Here is an 18,233-nt window from a genome sequence, read left to right on the forward strand (position 1 = left end):
TTGATCTACATGTTGAAGCGGACCGAGCAAGGGCTGAGTAGTGGCGAGTTGGCAGGTGTACTGGGTGCCGAGGCATCTGGTTGCGGTACCTGAGCAGGTGCCGGTACTGGCGGGGTACGGAGACCTGGCTGAGCGGGAAGAGCGGGTCGGGATCCATGCGGGAGATCCCATTCTGCTTTCCCCGGATTACCGGATCGATGAATGGTTGAGCTTGTATCTGTGTCGTTCGTCTTTCGCACGGCTCGCGCCGGAGACCAAGCGGAACTACACGGATGACTACTGTCTTCTCTTCGATTTCCTGTGGGCTCGCGGAAAAGCGTGGAATGAAGCGACCGCAGATGATCTTTGGGACTTCGAGGACTGGCGGACGCGGTCACCGCGTAATCCCCGGAAGGTCGGGGGATCGCGGTGGGATCGTGGGCTCGCGGCGTTCACTCGGCTGTACGCGTGGGCGGTACGCAGTGAGCTGATGGCGGTCAATCCGATTGTGATGCGGACGATAGTTGATCGCCATGGTCAGCTGGTCGAGGTGCCGGAAGCCCGCTCGAAGAACACCAGATCAAGCAACGTGCATTGGCTGACCCCGCGGGCTTTCCGGCTGTGGGTGGAGGTAGGCCTGCGGGGTTACACCGCCGAAGGCCTGCCCGCGCTGGGCTGGGTGGGGAGAACGGAGGATCGCAATGTGGCCTTCGTCGAGTTGCTGTTCTCCTCTGGGATGCGGCTGACGGAGGGCGGATCGCTGCTGACGATCGAGATACCGCGCTCGGCCTTGCAGGGCCGCCGCTACTACTCGGGTCGGCTGGCGAAGGCGGTGACGAAGTCGAAGAAGGCGAGGACGTACTACGCCGCGGCTCCGGTGGTAGGCCTGGTCGAGGGGTATCAGGAGTCGACGCGGGCAGCGGCGGTGCGGCAGGCGCAGGCCAAGGGCCGGTACGACAGCCTGCCCGAGCGGAAGCTGGTGACTCGAATAACCGGGCTGCGCAAGCAGGTGCTGCACTGGGTCAACCAGGACGGAGTCACTGGCGAGACCGCGCTGAACGACGCCACGGTCGAAGAGCGAATGACGCTATTCACTGAGGGCCCGGCCGGGCCGGAACCGTTGTGGCTGTGGTTGAACGAGTCGGGTTTGCCGTTCCGTCCGCAGTCCTGGGAGAACGTCTTCCGGACCGCGTCGAAGCGGTGCCAGGACGTCCTGGCGGGTGTGGTGGCGGAGCCGCCGTTCTGCACGCCGCATATGTGCCGGCACTCGATGGCCCTCTACATGCTGGTCGTGCTGCACCACGTCGTTGACCTGCGGATGGGCCTGACGCCGGAGGAGCGTCGGGATTTCCGTCTCCTCTACGGGGATCCATGGCGGATGGTGCAGGACCTGTTGGGTCATTCAGAGCTGGAGACAACCCGGGCGATTTACCTCGCGCCCGTATCTGACCTGCAACTTCGATCTCTGCTGGCTGATCCGGATCCAGTGGATGAGCAGGGGGATGCCGCGGTGACACAGCATCGGGTGACCGCGCTGCTGTCGCGCCTCGCGCAGGAGAGCGAAGGCATCCAGGATCTGGACGAGAAACTAGTTGTGCGGCCATGAGCCGACGCGGGCGCAAGGCGTCTTTGCCCACTGTTCCTCACCACCGCCCGGTGGTTCTGGCAGAGGATGGCCTGCGAGTGTGTCACCGCGACAAGCGGGGCGTCATCCGCAATTACGACTTCGGGGCCCTGCCGGTGGCCCCAGCCCTGCAGCGGTCTTTTGCTGCTGTGTTCGCCGCGCGGTGCGCCCCCGGTGGTGGCTGGGACTCCGCTATCACCGGCTTCAACATCTGGGTTCTGCTGCGGGCCTTCGCGAAGTTCCTGTCCGAGCAGGAGAGCCCGCCGGGAGACGTCGACGAGTTCACCGCGGCGTTGTGGTCGTCCTGGCGGCTCAGCAGGCCGGCCACCGACACCGGATACCGGCAGGTCAAGGTGCTGGCGAACTTCCTGTTGCGTGACGAGCGGCTCCCTGAGCCGGTCCGGGAGGTGATGGCCAAGCGGGTACTGAAGGTAAAGGCCCAGGAGAGGGCATACCAGCCCGAGGAGTTCGCTGAGATCCGTGTCACGGCACGGCGGATGTTCCGGGCCGCGCTGTTGCGGATCCGGGAGAACACCCGGCACCTGGATGCCTGGCGGAAGGGGGCCTTCGAGCCCGGCAGTCGGGACTGGCTGATCGGGGAGGGGTTGGACTGCCTCGCGCGGACCGGGCACGTTCCCCGATACCAGCAGGCCAGAGGCAAGATGGTGATGGTCAACCGTTACCGGCTGGCGATGGGCGGCGCGCGGCCGGAGGTGACCTGGCAGCGGCTCTATCTGAGCCGGATCGAGAGCACCTCGCTGGCGGTGCTGCTGGTGACCGAGCAGGGGTTGAACGCCACTACGGTCTCCGAGATGCCAGTACCCCGGGCGACTCCGGATTCCGGGCAGAACGGCGGGTTTCCCGTCTATCGCCTGGAGCTGGAAAAGCGCCGTCGTGGCGGCGGTCGGCACTTCGAGACACGCAACCTCACGGACTTCGGCGCCGATTCCCCGGGTCGGCTGATTACCGAGGCCCTGGAAGCGACCGCTCACGCCCGCGCGTTCATCGCCGCCTCCGGATCCGACCTGGACCGCCTGCTGATATGGCACGAGACATACGCCAACAGTGGACGCGCTGACCCAGAATCGCCCCGGGTGGGGCCATTCGTCCTCGGGCTGGCGAGGTCCGCCGGCACTCACTGGGCCATCGAGGTCGGATTGGCGGGGTCACCGCTGCGGCGCACCCGTAAGACGGTCAACGTCCTGCACCGGCGCGAGCCGGGACAGAACACCCAGGACACCCACGACCGCGTCTACGTCATGAACGAACCGCAGGCCCAGGAGGCAGCTGTCCCGGTGATTGCAGACGGCGCGACCGCGGCACTGGACGCTGCCCGCCGCACGGTGTTCCGGGCCCAGCTCAGCGATGGCCCTGAGGACAGCGAACAGCAGACCGCGACAGCTGGCTGCACGGACTACGACAACAGCCCGTTCACTCCACCAGGCTCGGGCTGCGGGGCGTCTTTCCTGCTCTGCACCGCCTGCCCGAACGCTCGGGTCCACCCTGGCCATCACGCCCGCCTCGCTTATCTGCACCATGCGCTGGAGAGTCTGCGCACGGCCTTGGAGCCCGGCCACTGGGAAACGGACTGGTCCGATGCCCACGCCCGGTTGGAAGACCTCAAGAGCCGTCTAGGAGTGGCCCTTTGGACGGCGAAGCTCGCCGAGGTCACCTCTGAAGACCGCGAGGCGATCGACCATCTCCTGAACGGACACTACGACCTGTGACGAGCGCGTACACCGAACTGCCCCTGATCATCCCGGGCCCAGAAAGCCCTTCGATCGAACCCTTGCTGGTGGTGGCCAGCTACCAAGGCACAGTCAACCCCTACAGCGCCCCCACCTGGCCCATGGCGCCACTGATCGACAACCCCAGTGCTCCCCGCGAGACGATCCACTGGTCGAAGTTCCCGGACACCACTCGGGAGGAGTTCCGGCTCGTCGCCTGGCACATGGTCAACCGGGCGCTGCCCGACACGTTCCTGACCGGCAAGGTACCTTCTTGGCGGACCCGGCAGAGCGGGCCCTCGATCTACCAAGCCGTCCTGATCTGGCGGGCCTTCGCCCACTGGCTCGACAAGCGGGGCATCACTAGCCTGGACGCCTGCACCGAAGAGGTCTTCCACGACTACGGACTTCACCTCAGCCGAAAAAAGAAAGTCAGCCGCTCGACAGTGGGAAGCCGTCTGACCGCGCTGACCCGACTCTGGGCGTTCGACGAAGGCAGTGCGCTCCCCCGCGGAATTGCCGAACCTCCCTGGAACCGGGAGGGCCGCGACGACTACCTCCCGGCGGCGACATCGTCCGGCGGGGAGAACGCCACGGAGCCGCTTGCACCCGCCACCATGGGCCCCCTGCTCATCTGGGCCCTGCGGGTGGTCGAGGACTTCGCCGACGATATCCTTGCGGCCTGGGCCGAGAAACGGCGGCTGACCGCGCAAGTCGCCCAGGCCGAGGCGACCCCCGCATCACGGGCTGCCCTCAAGGCCTACTTCAACGACCTGGTCGAGCAGGGCCAGCCCATCCCCTCTCACAACTACCGTGGCGGCAGACGATTCGCCCTCACCTACATCGCTGGTCTCAACGGCGCTCCCTACGGCCAGACTAACAACGTCGTTGGCAGCCGAGGGCTGGGGCTGAAGGAGTACATGCTCAACAACGCCGGCGGATGTCCGCTGGACATACCCGTCACCGGCCTCGTCGCGGGAAAGCCATGGAAATTGTCGTTGGACTTCACCGAGGCCACAGCGCTGATGCGGCATCTGGGAACCGCGGCTTTCATTGTCCTGTCGTACTTGACAGGAATGCGCCCTCAAGAGGTTCTCGGTCTGAGAACTGGATGCTGCCCGGATCCCGAATCCGGGCGTCACCTCATCTACGGACACGTCTACAAGACGGCTACCGACGAGAACGGCAACTACCGATCCGAGGGTGAGCTCCGCGACGTCCCCTGGGTCGCCGTCGCCCCGGCAGTCAGCGCCATCCGCGTTCTTGAACGCATCGTCCCTGACGGCGCCCTGCTCTTCGATGGCGCCACCCACGACTTCATCAACAGACGCAGCTTCGTCGGCGCAGTGACGCTCAGCTCCTGGCGCAGCCGGGTTGAGGACTTCGCCGTCTGGGTATCCGAGCTGGCCCAAACCCTCGAGCGCCCCCATGAAGTTGTTCCCGCGGACCCGAACGGGGCGATCGGAACGGAGCGCTTCAGAAGAACCCTGGCCTGGCACATCGCCCGCCGACCCGGCGGCCTGGTCGCCCTCGCGATTCAGTATGGCCACCTGCGCACCGCCGTCTCGGCCGGATATGCATCTCGCAGCCGCGACGGTATCCACCAACTCCTAGACATCGAGACCGCCCGCGCCACCGCGGACACCCTCACCACCCTCAACGCCGACCTCACTAACGGCGTCGGCATCTCCGGCCCTGCCGCCCGACGCGCTATCCACGCCGCCAGCCAGGCCCCAGCCTTCGCCGGCACCGTCTTCACCGACCGCGCCGCACGCGCGGTCCTGAAGAACCCCTCCCTTGCCGTCCACGACAACCCGCACTCCTACCTGATGTGTGTCTACAACCGGGAGAAGGCCCTCTGTCACCGGCGTACTGACCGGCGTGACGCTCCCAGCCTGGACCGCTGCCAGCCGACCTGCGTGAACGTTGTCCGGACCGACCATCACGCCGACCAACTCATTGCCCAGGCCGAGGTTCTGGAGAAACAGTCCGTCGAGCTTGTTCCCGCCCCGCTGGCTCAACGGCTACAAGCCCGAGCACAGCGACTCCGAGACCTTGCTGAGAACCACCAGCGCGGCCGCATCACCCTGCTGGAGACATCCACATGACCCCCGCCAACGACGAACGCGACCGCATCCGTGCAGCCATGGACCGCATCCTCAGTGGCTCACCCATCCATTCCAACGGAGCCCTGACCATCGTCGCCCTGGCGCTGGAAGCTGGTGTTCCCCGCAATGCCCTGACCCAACGACACCTCGATCTGAAGAACGAGTTCTACGAACGTATCCGCGCTCGTGGAGAAGCGCCCGACAGCGAAAAACGACTTCGTGTCCAGGTGGTGAAACTCAAGGAACAACATGCCGATGATGTTAAAAGGATCAAGGAGCTCAAGGCCGCCAACGAGATCCTCGTGCGAGCACTTCATCAGGCGCAGATGGAAATTCGTCAACTTCGTCAGCAGGCCATGGAACAAGAATCGAGGATCAGGGCCCTGCCGAGCCAGCCCCACCCCACTCCGATGTTTCGTTGAAGCCCAAACAGTCCAGGTCCAGCTGCGAAGAACAGGCCGTTTCCTCTGAGTTGCAGAGGGCAAAGCTGACCGGGGGTTGATTCTCTCCACGTACGCGGAGAAGGCTCGTTCCGCTCCGTCGTGACCGTGAGTGGGTACCGCAGTGCGGGCAATGCGGCCAGCGTCGATGAGGGCGAGATGGAGGCCAGGCACAGGGGGCCTCATCGTGCAACCGGCGCATCCATGGCCCGGGATTCTCCGGCAGGGAGCCTCGGAGTCCCTGCCGGACACGATGGGGCTCGCGCTGCACATTCGGATGATTCGCTCTACCAAGGGCACACAGCGGACCTTGGTGCGTCTCTTCTGCCGGGCTTTCGTCGGATTGGGCGAGGTGGTCCTCGACCCGGCCTGGCCTCGTACCGTATATCACCTCGGCCCGGCGGTAGGGCAGCCGGGCCCAGTACGAGCGACTGGCACCACTCAGCGGGGTTGGGCAAGCTCGAGCTCTGAAGCGAACATCAGCGCGGCGGCCCTAAGAACTGCATTGGCACGGCGTAGGTCCCGGACTTCGCGCTCCAGGTTGCGCAGCTGATCGTCCCCTGGGACTTCGGCTGTGGGCTCGGGGCGGATCGCCTCAGCCTTCTTGACCCAATGTCGCAGTACCTCAGGGTGAATTTTCATGAGGTCGCCGACAGCACCGACCACGCCGGCGCGGCCCGGATCCTGAGCGCGAATGTCGAGCACCATGCGCACGGCGCGTTCCATGACGTCGGGTGGATACCTGCGCTGAGCGGGCACGAGTCGTCACCTCCAAGCCGTTCGACTCGGCCGGACAGGCTGCACGGACAGTTGCCCACTGAGCGGGCTCTGCGCATTCCAGGAGAAATTATGCACAGCTGTTCATGGTGGTCAAAGAGGCGCGAGTGTTCAAGTCGGTGCCGTGTCTGCCCCTCCGCCCGACCCTGTGCTTCATGCGTTCGGAATGCATCTCCGGCGCATGCGCGAGGCTCGCGGCATGACATTGGAGGAGCTAGCGGCCCATAGCGGCCTAAGCTTCCGAGGGGTGGTCTACATCGAGCACGGTCAGCGCAACCCAAGCTTGACAACCTTGATCAACCTTGCCCGCGGCCTGCACGTCCAGCCCTCCCGTCTACTGGCCGTCTTCGATGCCGAGCAGTGGACGTTTCCGGAAGCCAGCAGCCCGACGCAAGATTGAGGCGATGGGCTCTCGACCGATCGAAGCTCCCCAGGTCTCTTGCGGGCCGCTGTCCTCCGTGACTCAGGGCTGTCCCGCAATCCGGCCGGCCACCCCGGGCGTCCGTGGCGGTGGTCGACTAGCCTCCGTTTGGGCCGCTTTGCCCACCAAGAACGAAAGCCTGTAACGGCCGATATGGACACCGGCGAGGCCGGAGTCCGAGTTGCGGGACAGCCCTTCGTCACTGTCCGCGTGCTGGCTCCCATTCGGGGCACCACAAGGTCCCAACGTTGGCCTTCAAGCTTGCTCTTGGCCGCATCTGGTGACCCCACTCGCGCGGGCAGGTGCGCGATGAGTTCGTGGATCCGCGCTCAAAGCTGGTCAGAGCAAGTCGTGCCCTGGATATGAGATGTCCGAGTTAGCCAAGTTCAGATTGATATGGTGCCTGGCTCGGTGCTCGAAGCGCTCGGAACGGGGTGTCCGGCCACTGCTGGCCTCGTCGCTTGGTTGGCCCGTTTGCCGTACTTCGTAGTCTTGGAGAGGGATATTGTTGGTGAGTCGCCCGCATAGGAATACGACGCTCCGTGTGGGTTCACCCCGCAGGACACGCTCGGCATGTGCATGTCGGGCACGCTCGAAATAGGGTGACCAGCCGAGACGCCACGGCCTTCGGGCCGCAACCTTTGACGAGCAAGGACATCCCCGACTGATGGCAGTGACCCAGCAGGAGATCGAGAACCGGCTGTGGGACGCCGCCGACGAGCTGCGCGTGGCGATGCCCGAAGCGCAGTACTCCTCGGTCGTCTTCCCGCTGATGTTCTGGAAGTACTTGTCGGACACCTGGGAGCACCACCATCAGGAGTTCCTGGACGAGAACGACCCGGACAGTCTCTCCGCTGAGGAAGCCCGCGAGATCGAGTACCGCGACTACCAGTCGTTCGAGATCCCGTTGATCTACTCCGGTACCGTTGCCGAGCGTCGGGCCTCCTGGTCGTCCATTCTGGTCACCATCACCCAGCCCGGCCTCGGCCAGCGGGTCCGCGCCTCCCTGCAGGCCATCGAGACGGCCAACCCCGACAAGTTCTCCCGCCTGTTCGGGTCCATGACCTGGACCTCCGAGGAGGTGCTGTCGGGGGAGGTGTTGGCGGCGGTCATGCAGGCGATGGACCGCACTCCGAAGATGCACGAGGGCAACATGTCCCATGACGTGCTCGGCGGGGCGTACGAGTACCTGTTGAAGCGGTTCTCTGACGGGTCGGGTACCCGCGCCGGCCAGTTCTTCACCCCGCGCGAGGTCGTCGAGCTGCTCGTCGAGATCCTCGACCCCAAGGGGCACGAGTCGGTGTACGACCCGACCTGCGGGTCGGGCGGCATGCTCATCGCCTCCGCGAACCTCCTGAAGGCCCACGGCGGCCGCGGCTACACCCTCAAGCTGTACGGGCAGGAAGCCGTACCGGACACCGCCGGTGTGGCCCGCATGAACCTCTTCATGCACAACCTCACCCAGTTCCAGGTCGAGGTCGGCGACACCCTGAAGGACCCGCGCTTCAAGAAGCCGGACGGGTCCGTCGCGACCTTCGACGTGATCCTCGCCAACCCGCCCTACAGCCTGAAGTGGAAGCCCTGGACCAACGACCCGCGAGCCCTCGGCGGGGTCGCCCCGCAGTCGTCGGCGGATTGGGCGTTCGTCCAGCACATGATCGCGTCGATGGACCCGAAGAAGGGCCGCGCCGGCGTCGTCCTGCCCCACGGCGTTCTCTTCCGCGGCGGCCAGGAAGCAGCCATCCGCCGGCGCGTCCTGGACGACAACCTGCTCGAAGCCGTCGTCGGCCTGCCGGCCAACCTCTTCTACAGCACCAGCATTCCCACGGCGATCCTGGTTTTCCGTGCCCCTGGCACCAAGACCTTGGAACGGCAGGAGGGAGTGCTGTTCATCGACGCCTCCAAGCGGTTCGCTAAGGCCAAGAATCGCAACATCCTCACCGACGCCGACATCGCCGACGTCGTGACCGCCTACCACTCAAAATTCGACGCCGACGGCAACCCGGTGGACCCCGACGGAGAAGGCGGACTGGCGGCACGTTTCGTCCCCACCACGGAGATCGTGGCGAACGGGTACGACCTCAACATCGGCAGGTACATCAAGCAGGCCGCCGCCGAGCAGGAAGACCTCAGCACCCTCATCGACGCCTACAACATCGCCCGAGGTGAGCGCCAGAAGACCGAGCAGCGCATGCTCGCCGTTCTCGCTGCCGCCGGGATCGAGGGCTTCGATGAGTGACTGGCGGCAGGTCTCGCTGTCGGAAGTTGTCACGCGCGTCACGACCAAGAACGTGAACGGGACCAACGAGAACGTTCTGACCGTCTCCGCCGAGCACGGACTGATCGCGCAGGAATCGTTCTTCACGAAGAAGGTCGCCAGCAAGGACACCTCGGGCTACTACGTTGTCGAGCCGGGGCAGTTCGTCTACAACAAGAGCACGTCGAAGTCGGCCGCCTACGGCACGGTGGCTCGCAACCTCAGCAACGAGCCGGGCATCGTCTCCCCGCTGTACTTCGTGTTCGAGGCTAAGGACGGGGCTGCGCTTCCCGAGTACCTGGAACTTGCCCTCAACTCGGACCAGTTCTTCGGCTCGCTCGCTGGCATGCTCCGGGAGGGTGCGCGTGCCCACGGCCTGCTGAACGTCCGTCTGAAAGAGTTCTACGCTGCCACCGTCACCCTGCCGCCCGCACCCGTGCAAGAGCGGATCGTCGAGGTCATCGGAGCGGTAGACGACCAGATCACCGCACTCGATACAGAGGCGGAGGCGCTGGCAGCGGTTTTGCGTCTCCGACGAGCTGTCCTCATCACCGACGACTCGGTTGAAGCCGTGAGGGCCGAGCACGCCTTCGACTTTTCCACCGGCGTGCGCCGGACACCCGACCGGGCGACCGGCCCATACATGACGCCCTACCTCCGTTCCGCGAACGTCGGCTACGGAATGCTCGACCTATCCGACGTGCTCGAGATGAACTACGACCCGGCGGAGCGCAAGAAATTTGGCCTTCAGTACGGCGACGTCGTGGTGTCCGAGGGCAGCGCAAGCGCGAACGCGGTCGGGATGCCCGCTATGTGGCGAGATGAACTGCCAGGGCCCGTTTGCACCCAGATGACCCTGCTCCGTCTCCGGGCGCGGGAAGGGATCTGCATCCCTGAATTCGTCTTCCACTGGTGCATGTGGGCCTACGAGTCCAGGGCCTTCCTTGACGTCGCGGGTGGCACCAACATCAAGCACATCAGTGCCAAGCGGGCAAAGGGCATGGCCGTGCGTCTACCGTCACTCGCCCGCCAACGCGAGATGGCTGTGGAACTTGACGCAACGGCGTCTGCGTTGGAGGCGATCCGTGCGGAAGCCGCCCATCTTCGTGAAGTCCGAGCACGGCTGTTGTCCGGGCTGCTGGATCGCACCATCGAGATTTAGTCGGCTGAGCTGGGGGTCTGAGTCGTGGCAAGGGGCATTCGGGAGCGTGAGTTCCAGAACCTGATGATCCGGTGGTCCCTCCCGATGGGCTGGGGCTTTACGGCGGGCAGGGCGCTGCCGCGTGAGACGACGCAGACGGTGCTTGCCGGCCATTTGCGAGACGCCCTCGTCCGACTCAACCCGGACGTGATCGATCGGTTCGACGTTGACGCGGTGGCCGAGGAGATCGTCGCCGCGGTCAACGCCGTCGAGGGTGGGCTGGTGCGGGCCAACGAGCAGGTACTGCGCCTGCTGCGGGGCCGTAAGGAGTTCCGGGACGCTGACGGCGTGTGGCACGCCCTGAAGGTCATCGACCTCGAGCACCCGGCCGCCAACACGCTGGTGGTGTCGGACGAGGTGACCATCACCGTTCCCGGCAAGACCTCCCGCCGATTCGACCTGGTGTACTGGGTCAACGGCCTGCCGCTGGTCGTGGTGGAGGTGAAGTCGCCGACCGCGAAGTCCGGGTGGGCCGATGCCGCCCGCGAGATCAACGATGTGTACGTCACCGAGTACCCGTGGTTCTTCACCCCCAATGTCTTCGCCGTCGCCTCCGACGGGCTGAAGCTGCGGTTCGGTGCCGCCGGCGCGCCCACGAACCTGTGGCAGCCGTTCAGGTCCACCGCGGATGACGAGAACCTGTCCGGGCAGGCCGACGTGCAGCGCTCCGTCGAGCTGCTGCTGAACCCGGCCACGGTCCTGGACGTGCTCGCCAACTTCGTCCTGTTCGACACCTCCGGGGGCGGGGTGGACAAGAAGTACCTGCCCCGCTATCCGCAGATGGAGGCCGCGCACCTGATCCACCAGCGGGTGCTGGCGGGCGGGTCGAAGGGCCTGATCTGGCACCACCAGGGGTCGGGGAAGACGCTGCTGATGGTGTTCGCCGCCTCGCTGCTGCTGGCCGACACCCGCACCGACTCGCCCACGATAATCCTGCTCTCCGACCGGACCCAGCTCGTCCGGCAGACCTCCGGGGTGTTCACCTCCGCGATGGGTGACACCTACTTCCACCAACCCGCCACCAGCGCCGAGCTGCGCTCCCTGCTGGCCGACGACGTGCGCGGCGTCATCTCCACGACCGTCCACAAGTTCGCCGACGCCGGCAAGGACCTGTCGATGCGGGGCAACATCATCGTGCTGGTCGACGAGGCGCACCGCACCCAGTCCGCCCGGACGCAGTCGTTGGCCGGGCAGATGCGCGCGGCGTTACCGCATGCGAAGTTCTTCGGCATGACCGGCACCCCCGTGCGTAACCTGGCCACCGACACCTTCGCCCTCTTCGGTGAGGAGAGTGACCCGGATAGGGTGCTGCACCGGTACTCGGTGTCTCGGTCCCTGCTGGACGAGGCGACCGTCCCGGTGATGCTGGACCCGCACCCGGTTGCCTTCGAGATAGATGACCAGGCGTTGCAGGCCGAGTTCGACCAGTTCGCCGACGACTTCGATCTCGACGACCCCGACCGTGAGGTTCTGTCCCGTAAGTTCGGGCGCCTCACCAGCGTGTTCGCCAACCCCGACCGTATTCATGCGGTGTGCCAGCACATCGTGGACCACTACCTGGCTGGCGCCTACCGCAATGGCCTCAAGGCCCAGGTCGTCGCCTACAACCGTGAGCTGGCCGTGGCGTACACGGACAAGATCAACGAGCTGCTGGCCGGCTTCGAGGCCCCCCAGGTGCTGGCCGAGGTCGGCAGACACGAGCGGATCACCGCCGAGGTGAACATCTCAGTCTCGGACTCCAAGGACGAAGACCCGGCCATGCGGCCGTACCGGCTCTCGGAAGTCCAGGAGGAGGAGCAGAAGCGGCGGTTCCTCAGCCCGGACGACCCGCTGTGCTTCCTGGTGGTGACCGCGAAGCTGATGACCGGGTTCGACGCCCCCAACGAGGGCGTCCTCTACCTGGATAAGCCGCTGAAGGCCCACACCCTGTTCCAGACGATCACCCGCCCGAACCGCACCTGGATCTCCCCGACCGGGTTCGTGAAGACCTCCGGCGTGGTTGTGGACTACATCGGCCTGGCCGAGGAGGTCCAGCGGGCCGTCGTCGACCCCACCACGTCAAAGGGGGCCGGCAAGGGGGGCGGGTTCGTCAACGACGTGACCGAGCTGGTCGCCGAGTTCCGCACCGCCTTCGCCCGCATCGAAGACCTCCTCGCGGACGTGGACGGCTTGGACCTCACGGTCCACGGATACGAGTCCGTGCGCGCCATCAACGTCTTCCTGGACGCCCACCCCGGCGCCGCCGAGGTGTTCAGCAGGGACTACCGGCTGCTGGCCCGCCTGTACTCGCTGATCAACACCGATAAGCGGATCGCCAAGTACCGCGACGGCTTCGCCCTGTTCGGGTCCGTGTACACGACCCTGTTCAAGAAGTCCTCCGACGAGGAGCGCAAGGAACGCCTCAACGAGCTGGGGCCGATGGTCTTGGAGATCATCAACGCCCACGTCCACTCCTTCTCCGTGGTCGCCTCCCAGGAGGAGCCCCTCGTTCTGGACGCCCAGGGCATCGCCATACTCAAGGAGCTGCTGGCCCTCGTCCACCCCAAGCCCGACAAGGACGACGACCAGAATAAGACACCGCCGTCCGCGGCCGAGATCCTGGACCACATCAAGGCCGCCCTCGACAAGGGCGTCGAACCGGGGTCCGCGAAGTACACCGCCCTCGCCGAGCGGATCAAGCAACTGCGGGACCAGATCATCCAGAACGCCCAGGACGCCCTCGAGTTCCTGTCCGAAGCACTCCGGGTCGCCCGCGCCATCGTGGACGCCCAGAAGCACCCCGCCGAAGCCGTCGTCGTGCTGGACGACGACCACGTGGGCGTCCTGTCCCGGATCATCCACGACCACGCACCACCCGGCCTCACCATCACGGAGAGAAACCTGGCCGAGGAGATCGACCAGGTGGTCACCCGCACCCTCGCCCAGTCATGGGACAACGCCGACGCCCGCAACCGCGGCGTCCGCCGCGCCACCGCCTCGGTCTTCCGCCGGTACACGTTGAAGCCGGTGGGGGAGCCGTACGACTCTACTGTCGCCTACATCGAAGCCCACTACCTCGTTGACTGACGAGTGCACGGAGGCCCGGCAACCTGTGGCGGTTGCCGGGCCTCGTCGCGCTGCTCGGCAGTGTCGGCACCAGCTGAAACGAGCGCGACCTGCACGGGGAACTCGCCGAGTAGGCGATGACTTCGGCAGCCAGCACCTCCTCGTCATTGAGCTGGAGCTGGAGGTCTTGCCGGCGCCGGGTTGGGACAGGACATGCACCAGTGACTGAGGGTGCCATGCCTGCTCCCACGAGGGCCTTCCATTTGTCCCGGGTTTCGGGGTCGATTGCCTCGCTCTTGGCCTCCATGACGGTCAGCGACCCGTCGGAGTCACGAACCCCGAAGTCGGGCTCGGCGCGGGCGCACCTGCACGTGCTCACAACAGTAGGTACGGTGTCGAGGCTGGGCAGGCGCTGTCCGCCCAGCGCGTGGAACATGCGACGTCTTCATATGGCGACCGGTGTGCGCAGCACCCGTACGGCGGCGCGTGACGGTTCCTCAGCTGGCGTGGGCGACGGCGGGCGCGCTGTCCTCGACGCCCGTCGGGCCTGCCCCGGCGAAGTCCTCGACCAGCCCACCAACTGCGCCTTCGTCGACCAGCAGCCGCTCACCGCCGGAGTACGCGGGCTCCGCATCGCCATCGCCGCCAGCCGACCCGCGTGGCGAAGACAAACTTCCTCAGCGCAGGTCAGCTCGCGACCTACCGTCTGGTCACCCCCTCCAGCTCGGGTCGCCCACGGCGTTGTCGGCGAAATCGTCGATGGACTCGTCAACTTCGCTCTGGTGATGAGCGTCGAGCTTGGCGTACAGGGCTTCGAACTCTTCGTCGTCGACTGATCCGATGTCCGTGGTCAGCTTCCCGACGACGTCGTACTGCTCACCCGGGTCCAGTTCCCCGCTCATCAGGGCCAGGTCGACCGTCCACAGCCCGGAGCCCCGCGCCACCTGCACGACGTCCATGGCCAGCTGCAGCGGTGACGGCTTCCACCCGGTCGCCTCCTGGACGAAACCGCCCGGGTCTGCCCGGTCGTCGTTCCATCCCCGGTCCGCCACGGGCAGCCGGAGCCAGTTCAGGCGCTCCCCGCTTTCGGCATGCACCGGGTGCGTGTACCAGGTTAGGAAGGTCTCCCGCAGATCGTCCGTGTGGGTTTCGGCCCGCATCCTGCGCTCGTCGCGAGTGTACGGCGCCCCCTCGATGATCCCGTGGGTCGCGGGCGGCGCCGTGATCACTTTCCAGGCTAGGTGCACCTCGCCAGGCCGAAACAGGTCCGGCCACTGCTCGTGGTAGTGGTTGGCCTCCTTCAGCCACTTCTGCCACAGGGCAGTCGCCGGCGTCTCCTCCGGGAGGTGGCTGTCGGTGAGATGACTGCTCCTCCCGGGAAGCCACGACAGGGCTAGTTCCTCGGTCTGTTCGTGCCTGGACTTCAGAGAGCGGAAGGTCCACAAGGTGCCCGCCGGGTACGGCTGCACGCTGGCTTGGGTAGTCGTCTGACGCATGCCGAAAAGTCTTCCAAGGCGCCGGACGTCCCGCGGCCGTTCCGTGAACCTCGCTGTCGCCCAACGAGGTTGAGATCCCCTACTCGGCGGGCAGCAGCAACTTCAAGGCCGAGTTAGCCAACAGTGTCCTCGTCGTCAGCGGAGAGTTCGATGAACGAGACGTCGTCGCGGTCGAACGGACCTACCGGGCCGACGGGCGCTGTGCAACGCCGACGGCTCCATCGAAGTGCACCCAGCTGGAGCTGGCAGCGCACTTCCTCATCGGTGACATGCCGTGAGACAAGACGATGAACCCGCCCTGCCAGAAGCCAGAGCCCCCCAGGATTGGGGTTTCTGGTCACCCGCGAGTGAACCCAGTGTTCCCCCGGCCCATATGGGCCGGGGGAACACTGGGTTCACTCCGCATACAGCGGCAGGTGTGGAGGCATGCTTATGGCAGTGTGTCCAGAACGCGTTGGAAGAGGGAGAGGTGCTGAGCGGGCACGAAGAATTCGAGTCCTGCCACCCCGAGCGTTATCAGGCTTCTGAAGCGTCTGCCTCGTCCGCATGAACCTCGACGGTGATTCCACCTCCGGGCATAGCAGGTCCGACCAATGCCTGTTCCAGTTCGTCAAAACTGGCCCCGCAACCTCGGAGGAAGGCAGAGATCAGGCGCCGTGAGCGTCCAAAAGTATCCCTTTGAAGACCGAGACGTCCGACAACAGAGGCGTCGATATATCTTTGGTGAGTCAGCCGCTCAAAGATGAAGATGTCCATTTGGCGAGGAAGGACACGGGCGACTGGAGCATCACTTTTCAATCTCCAGCAGAGTTCCGCCAGAGAGGCCGCATAGTCGGGAGGCTCGGGCAGGAAAGCGCCGATCGCCTCGGTGCGAATCTCAGGGGAAACTTTCGCGGCGGACAGGATGCCAGCGACGAACTTGTCGACCGAGTCCGAGATCTTCCGCATCTGGTGCATTGGGACGGCGCCCTCCGCGAGTCTTTCCGAAACGAGAGCATCCCAGTCATTTCTGTTGAGCGTGACGGCGGTCGAAGAGGCCGCAACCAGCTTCAGAGTGAGGATGCTGACACTTTCCGACGCCAGCCACCTGACGGCGCGAGCCTCTGCGTCTTGGAGCCGCGGGGTCCAATACTTGCTGATTCCTTGGAGCAAGTCGATCAGTTGCTTGATCGCCAGGAAATGGTCAAGGAAAAGGACTTCGCCGCGCAGGAACCAGAACGCTCGCTCCAGGTCGGCCACACGCTTGCAGGTTTCACGGACCTCTTGTTCCAAGCGCAGTGCACTTACGCCATGGGAACCGAGATCTGCCATCTTGCCAACGGCATTGATTTCCCTGCGCTCGAAATCCTGGACGCTCTGGGCCGAAACGTCCAAGCTCCGGCCCAGGTCACGGATACGGCTGGTGACACCTTTGGCCATCGTTAGTTCTGCAGCATCGGCACCAACGAGTTCACGTAGCCCGCGGAGCCATACGAGCCTATCCAGCGGCTTTTCTGCGTTCTTCCCCGTCCCGGATTTGACTTCACCAATGTATTTGATTAGGGAGAGGTGAGGGCTGAAGTCGAAAGCGAAAAGATCCAGATCCGTGACAAGGATCGGTTCTTGGTAGTAGCGCTGGAGATTGACGCCATACCGGGCATAGAACCCTTCCCAGAACCAGAGTTGAGCAACCCGGGCTTCCAGCTGTTCACCGAGTGAAGGTGACTTCGGGGTGGGACTCCCGCTACCGCCCGAACGGGCTCTCGTGCCTGACTGCACGCTGGGCTTCCTTCCTCAGTTCGAGAATTGCAGCTGTCGTAATCTCATCGCTGGCTGCGTCGACGGGCATCATAGACCGGTCTTCTTCCGGTGTCATGAACGAGCCGGGGATGTTTTCCATCTTCAACGAAGAGGAGCCGCTGCCGGGAATATTGCCGACGCTTGCCTGGAGCCAGTCGAGACCATCCCGAACGATTTCCTCCTTGATCAACTTCAGGAAGGCTCTCCCGTTGGGAAGCTCCTCGACTCGCACGACTCCAGCGGACTCCAGCAGGTGATAGTCCGTTCCGATATTGGTGGCCGGACCGACGGACCCGGAGTTCACGAGTTTTGAGACGAGGACGACCGGATCATTGATCCTCCCTAGGCCGAGTCGAGCCTTTTCCTGTCCGAAGAGGATGTGAGCGAGGAAGAGCTTACGCAGGTGCAGTGCCTCTGTCGTGGTCGACTGATCATCCGCGGTTTGAACCAACGGGGAGAAGACGTAGGTCTGTGAAAGAGGCTGACCATGGGCACTTGATTTCACAGTTGCGGCCTGGATCAGGCCGACCTTGCGCGCACTCCGAATGATGGCCGGATTACCCCCCATGACATCCAGAGTGGAACCAGGGCGAGCAGTTGCTTTCTCGCAGATGGCGAGCAGGGCATCCCGTTCGTTCGGAGGAAGGGACTGGAGGAAGGACGCGATCTGGACCTGACCGGTTCCCCAGACGTTCGGGTTGAAGACGACATCTTCGTTCAAATCACTCGAAAATACCCGGCGATTAACCGAAGTTGCGAGAGAGTAGCCCAGTCCCTTCGCGGCCGCGTCGTCGACGATCCCTCGTCTGACGATCTGATCAAGATGTTGGGTCTTGGTGAGCGGGGCCCAAGAAGCGATCTCAATGCTGTGAAGGAGTGCAAGCTCGTTCTCGGAGGGACCCAGAATTCCCAAGACCTTGAATGCCTGCTGGATAACGGTTCCTGAGACTCCAATGAACTCCTCCACATGCGCGATGGTGCCATCAGAGTCCAGTGCGTAGTCGATGACGTCTGCCTGCTTGAGGACCGGAAGGATCTGCGAGACCAGATCCATATCGGCGATGCCGGCCTGCCTTGCAAATTGCCGAATGAGATCAGGGCTGGATACCCTGCTGAATCCGTGAAGGCGCGACGCGAAATCCATGGCCTGACCGGCACGGAGCAATGTTGCAATATCGGCTCGGATGACGTTGTTCGTCACCATCGGTGCCTGCTGCAGAAGAAAAATGACGGCTCTTCCAAGTCGACGCTCAGCGGCGTCGGCACCGTCCTGGCCAGTCCCCACCATGGCACCTGTCCCTAGATCACCAATGTGACTTGTCATCATAAGCCATATGGCTGGTGACACTTGGTTACATCTGAAGCCCCCGTCGAGCAGG

Annotated in this window: 12 protein-coding genes; 8 read left to right on the plus strand and 4 right to left on the minus strand. The window is 64.5% G+C overall.

Annotated features, from left to right (window positions below):
• Nucleotides 1-64: 64 nt before the first annotated feature.
• Genes FGW31_RS23180 through FGW31_RS23195 form a run of 4 tightly spaced genes read left to right on the plus strand, consistent with a single transcriptional unit; the run spans nucleotide 65 to nucleotide 5,860 of the window.
• Nucleotides 65-1,585 carry a site-specific integrase gene (locus FGW31_RS23180; RefSeq protein WP_233452561.1) on the plus strand — a complete coding sequence of 507 codons (1,521 nt, stop codon included), beginning with the start codon at nucleotides 65-67 and terminating at the stop codon, nucleotides 1,583-1,585.
• Nucleotides 1,586-1,635: 50 nt separating this feature from the next.
• Complete coding sequence (locus FGW31_RS23185) at nucleotides 1,636-3,330, plus strand: hypothetical protein (RefSeq protein ID WP_142195406.1); 1,695 nt, start codon at nucleotides 1,636-1,638, stop codon at nucleotides 3,328-3,330.
• Nucleotides 3,327-5,438 carry an integrase gene (locus tag FGW31_RS23190; RefSeq protein WP_220450375.1) on the plus strand — a complete coding sequence of 704 codons (2,112 nt, stop codon included), beginning with the start codon at nucleotides 3,327-3,329 and terminating at the stop codon, nucleotides 5,436-5,438. The genes FGW31_RS23185 and FGW31_RS23190 overlap by 4 nt, the downstream gene beginning before the upstream one ends.
• On the plus strand, nucleotides 5,435-5,860 hold the full coding sequence (locus tag FGW31_RS23195) for a hypothetical protein (RefSeq protein ID WP_182674562.1): 426 nt from the start codon (nucleotides 5,435-5,437) through the stop codon (nucleotides 5,858-5,860). Before FGW31_RS23190 ends, FGW31_RS23195 begins: the two co-directional genes overlap by 4 nt.
• A 459-nt stretch (nucleotides 5,861-6,319) precedes the next feature.
• On the opposite strand, the gene FGW31_RS23200 is transcribed toward FGW31_RS23195, so the two are convergent.
• Nucleotides 6,320-6,637 (minus strand): transposase, encoded by a 318-nt coding sequence (locus FGW31_RS23200; RefSeq protein WP_267905353.1) that lies wholly within the window; start codon nucleotides 6,635-6,637, stop codon nucleotides 6,320-6,322.
• A gap of 184 nt (nucleotides 6,638-6,821) precedes the next feature.
• On the opposite strand from FGW31_RS23200, the gene FGW31_RS23205 reads away from it, so the two are divergent.
• The 4 genes from FGW31_RS23205 to FGW31_RS23220 all read left to right on the plus strand — a co-directional run bounded on the left by FGW31_RS23205 (nucleotide 6,822) and on the right by FGW31_RS23220 (nucleotide 13,600).
• A complete protein-coding gene (locus FGW31_RS23205) occupies nucleotides 6,822-7,055 on the plus strand; it encodes a helix-turn-helix domain-containing protein (protein WP_142195408.1) in 234 nt (77 codons plus the stop codon).
• Nucleotides 7,056-7,743: 688 nt separating this feature from the next.
• A complete protein-coding gene (locus tag FGW31_RS23210) occupies nucleotides 7,744-9,315 on the plus strand; it encodes a type I restriction-modification system subunit M (protein WP_142195409.1) in 1,572 nt (523 codons plus the stop codon).
• Entirely contained in the window at nucleotides 9,308-10,495 is a 1,188-nt protein-coding gene (locus tag FGW31_RS23215; RefSeq protein ID WP_182674563.1) for a restriction endonuclease subunit S domain-containing protein, read from the plus strand. The genes FGW31_RS23210 and FGW31_RS23215 overlap by 8 nt, the downstream gene beginning before the upstream one ends.
• Before the next feature lie 63 nt (nucleotides 10,496-10,558).
• Nucleotides 10,559-13,600 (plus strand): type I restriction endonuclease subunit R, encoded by a 3,042-nt coding sequence (locus FGW31_RS23220; protein WP_220450376.1) that lies wholly within the window; start codon nucleotides 10,559-10,561, stop codon nucleotides 13,598-13,600.
• 689 nt (nucleotides 13,601-14,289) lie between these two features.
• Here FGW31_RS23220 and FGW31_RS23225 read toward each other — a convergent pair.
• The 3 genes from FGW31_RS23225 to FGW31_RS23235 form a co-directional block, all read right to left on the minus strand.
• A complete protein-coding gene (locus FGW31_RS23225) occupies nucleotides 14,290-15,075 on the minus strand; it encodes a hypothetical protein (protein ID WP_142195411.1) in 786 nt (261 codons plus the stop codon).
• A 516-nt stretch (nucleotides 15,076-15,591) separates the two neighbouring features.
• Complete coding sequence (locus FGW31_RS23230) at nucleotides 15,592-16,833, minus strand: DNA-binding response regulator (RefSeq protein ID WP_142195412.1); 1,242 nt, start codon at nucleotides 16,831-16,833, stop codon at nucleotides 15,592-15,594.
• The gene (locus FGW31_RS23235) at nucleotides 16,799-18,142 is read right to left on the minus strand and encodes a hypothetical protein (RefSeq protein WP_142195413.1); all 1,344 of its coding nucleotides are present in this window, start codon (nucleotides 18,140-18,142) and stop codon (nucleotides 16,799-16,801) included. Before FGW31_RS23235 ends, FGW31_RS23230 begins: the two co-directional genes overlap by 35 nt.
• Nucleotides 18,143-18,233: the final 91 nt, after the last annotated feature.

The organism is Streptomyces calvus, assembly GCF_006782915.1.
Taxonomy (GTDB): Bacteria; Actinomycetota; Actinomycetes; order Streptomycetales; family Streptomycetaceae; genus Streptomyces; species Streptomyces calvus.

Bases quoted from the DNA above. Each gene is read 5' to 3' on its own strand.
- FGW31_RS23195 (WP_182674562.1), top strand. From the start codon at position 5,435: ATGACCCCCGCCAACGACGAACGCGACCGCATCCGTGCAGCCATGGAC.
- FGW31_RS23205 (WP_142195408.1), top strand. From the start codon at position 6,822: ATGCATCTCCGGCGCATGCGCGAGGCTCGCGGCATGACATTGGAGGAG.
- FGW31_RS23210 (WP_142195409.1), top strand. From the start codon at position 7,744: ATGGCAGTGACCCAGCAGGAGATCGAGAACCGGCTGTGGGACGCCGCC.
- FGW31_RS23215 (WP_182674563.1), top strand. From the start codon at position 9,308: ATGAGTGACTGGCGGCAGGTCTCGCTGTCGGAAGTTGTCACGCGCGTC.
- FGW31_RS23220 (WP_220450376.1), top strand. From the start codon at position 10,559: ATGATCCGGTGGTCCCTCCCGATGGGCTGGGGCTTTACGGCGGGCAGG.
- FGW31_RS23225 (WP_142195411.1), bottom strand. From the start codon at position 15,075: ATGCGTCAGACGACTACCCAAGCCAGCGTGCAGCCGTACCCGGCGGGC.
- FGW31_RS23235 (WP_142195413.1), bottom strand. From the start codon at position 18,142: ATGGTGGGGACTGGCCAGGACGGTGCCGACGCCGCTGAGCGTCGACTT.